Genomic DNA, 2,170 nt, shown 5'->3' on the forward strand with positions numbered 1-2,170 from the left:
CAAGCTCGCTCCTACAGGGGAGCGGTGTGTCCTTAAAGCTGATCGAAATCCAGTACCACCTTGTCGCTGACCGGGAATGCCTGGCACGACAGCACATAGCCGGCGGCCACTTCGTAGTCTTCGAGGGCGTGGTTGCTGTCCATCTCCACTTCGCCTTCGATGACTTTGCATTTGCAGGTGGAGCACACGCCGGCCTTGCACGAATACGGCAGCTCGGCGCCCTGGGCATTGCCCGCGTCGAGGATGCTCTGAGTGTTGCGGGGCAGGTCGAAGGCGAGGGCGCGGCCATCGCTGATCACCGTGATCTGGCTGACCGCCGCATCCACTTGCCGCGCCGCTTCGCGGGCCTCGCGCTTGTGCTGGCTGCCGGCGGCGGCGAACAGTTCGAAATGGATGCGCTCCGGCGCCATGCCCTTGGCCTTGAGGCTGTCGCGCACGGTCTCGGTCATCTCCTGCGGGCCGCAGATAAAGGCCGCGTCGAGGGCTTTCACGTCGAGCCAGCGGGAGAACAGTTGCTCGCACTTCGCGGCATTAATGCGGCCGTTGTAAAGGTCGACATCCTGCTGCTCGCGGCTGAACACGAAGATCAGGTTCAGGCGCTGCAGGTAGCGGTTCTTCAGGTCTTCCAGCTGTTCGCGAAACAGTGCACCGGAGCTGGAACGGTTGCCGTACAGCAGCGTCACGCGGCTGTGGGGCTCGGTTTGCAGGGTGGTCTTGATGATCGACAGGATCGGCGTGATACCGCTGCCGGCCGCCACTGCCAGGTAATGGCCGTGGCGAGCCGGATCAAGATCCACATGAAAATGCCCGGCGGGCGGCATCACTTCCAGGCTGTGCCCGGCCTTGAGCTGCTCATTGGCAAAAGCGGAGAACCGTCCACCGGCCACGCGCTTGATGGCGATGCGCAGTTCGCCGTCATTGACCCCGGTGCAGATCGAATAGGAACGGCGCACTTCCTCGCCATCCAGCTGGGTGCGCATCACCAGGTGCTGGCCCTGGGTGAAGTGGAAGCTGTCTTGCAAGTGCTGCGGAATCTCGAAGGCGATGGACACCGCGTCACGGGTCTCGTTGCGCACATCCTTGATGGTCAGGCTGTGAAATTTGCTCATTGTTGTTCTCCAACCAAGCGGGCCGCTGGCCCCTCAGATGCACTTGAAATAGTCGAACGGTTCCAGGCAATCGCGGCAGCGGTGCAGCGCCTTGCAGGCGGTGGAGCCGAATTCGCTGAGCACTTCGGTGTGGGTGCTGCCGCATTGCGGGCAGGCAATCACCGGGCTTTCTCCCAGCAGGCTGCGTTTGCTGCTACTGCCTTGGGGCGGTGCGATGCCGTAGGCCCGCAGGCGTTCGCGGCCGCTGCTGGTGATCCAGTCGGTGGTCCAGGCCGGGGTCAGCTTGCGTTCCAGTTGCGGCGCGCGGAAACCTGCCAGCTCCAATGCATCGCGGATATCGCCCTCGATCACTTCGGTGGCGGGGCAGCCGGAGTAGGTCGGCGTGACCACCACATGCAAGTGGCCGGCCTGCCAGTCCAGGTCGCGCACTATGCCCAGGTCGACCACGCTCACCACCGGCACTTCCGGGTCCATGACCTGCGCCAGGGTGGCCCACGCGGCAGCCAGGTCGGTGGGTTGCGCCGGGCGTGCGCCCTGGTCGCTGGCGATCAGCTCACCAGGTTGCATCGGGGTACGCTCGGGGCAAAAACTGCATTTCCGCCAACAAAATTCCCAGGTGCTCGCTGTGCAAACCGCGGCGTGCATCCAGGTAGAAATAGCTCGCAGCAGGCGGCAGGGGCAGGGTGGCGCTGGTAAAGATTTCGCTGACCTGGGTCTGCCACGCTGCGGCAACCTGAGCGGCGTCCGGCGTAATGCCGGCGGCGTGCAGGCGCTGTTCACTGTCGTCGGCGCTGGTCAGTTCCACGGTGAACCGCCACAGCTCGGGGATCGCCGCGAGCATGCGTTTATGGCTTTCCTCGGTGCCGTCCCCGAGGCGCTCCACCCACTCGCCGGAGCGGCGCAGGTGATAGGTGACTTCCTTCACCGCCTTGGCCGCGATGCCGGCGATGCGTTCGTCGCTGGATTGGGCCAGGCCGCTCAACACCGGCAAGTGCCAGGCGTCATACAGGAATTGCTTGAGGATGGTCACCGCGTAGTCGCCATTGGGTTGTTCCACCAGC

3 protein-coding genes are annotated in these 2,170 nt (G+C 64.1%); all 3 read right to left on the reverse strand.

What is annotated here, in order from left to right; translation table 11 throughout:
• Positions 1 to 32: 32 nt before the first annotated feature.
• On the reverse strand, positions 33 to 1,109 hold the full coding sequence (paaE, locus tag HX873_RS23900; RefSeq protein WP_177022050.1) for a 1,2-phenylacetyl-CoA epoxidase subunit PaaE: 1,077 nt from the start codon (positions 1,107 to 1,109) through the stop codon (positions 33 to 35).
• Positions 1,110 to 1,142: 33 nt separating this feature from the next.
• Positions 1,143 to 1,676 carry a 1,2-phenylacetyl-CoA epoxidase subunit PaaD gene (gene paaD, locus HX873_RS23905; RefSeq protein WP_003208903.1) on the reverse strand — a complete coding sequence of 178 codons (534 nt, stop codon included), beginning with the start codon at positions 1,674 to 1,676 and terminating at the stop codon, positions 1,143 to 1,145.
• Positions 1,663 to 2,170: 1,2-phenylacetyl-CoA epoxidase subunit PaaC (gene paaC, locus HX873_RS23910; RefSeq protein ID WP_256349655.1), on the reverse strand; the 508-nt coding region annotated here is incomplete at its 5' end. The genes paaC and paaD, both read right to left, overlap by 14 nt.

Origin of the sequence: Pseudomonas sp. P7758 (assembly GCF_013386485.1) — a bacterium.
Classification (GTDB): domain Bacteria; phylum Pseudomonadota; class Gammaproteobacteria; order Pseudomonadales; family Pseudomonadaceae; genus Aquipseudomonas.

Excerpts from the sequence above, each read along its gene's own strand:
- paaE (WP_177022050.1), bottom strand. The coding sequence starts at position 1,109 with ATGAGCAAATTTCACAGCCTGACCATCAAGGATGTGCGCAACGAGACC.
- paaD (WP_003208903.1), bottom strand. The coding sequence starts at position 1,676 with ATGCAACCTGGTGAGCTGATCGCCAGCGACCAGGGCGCACGCCCGGCG.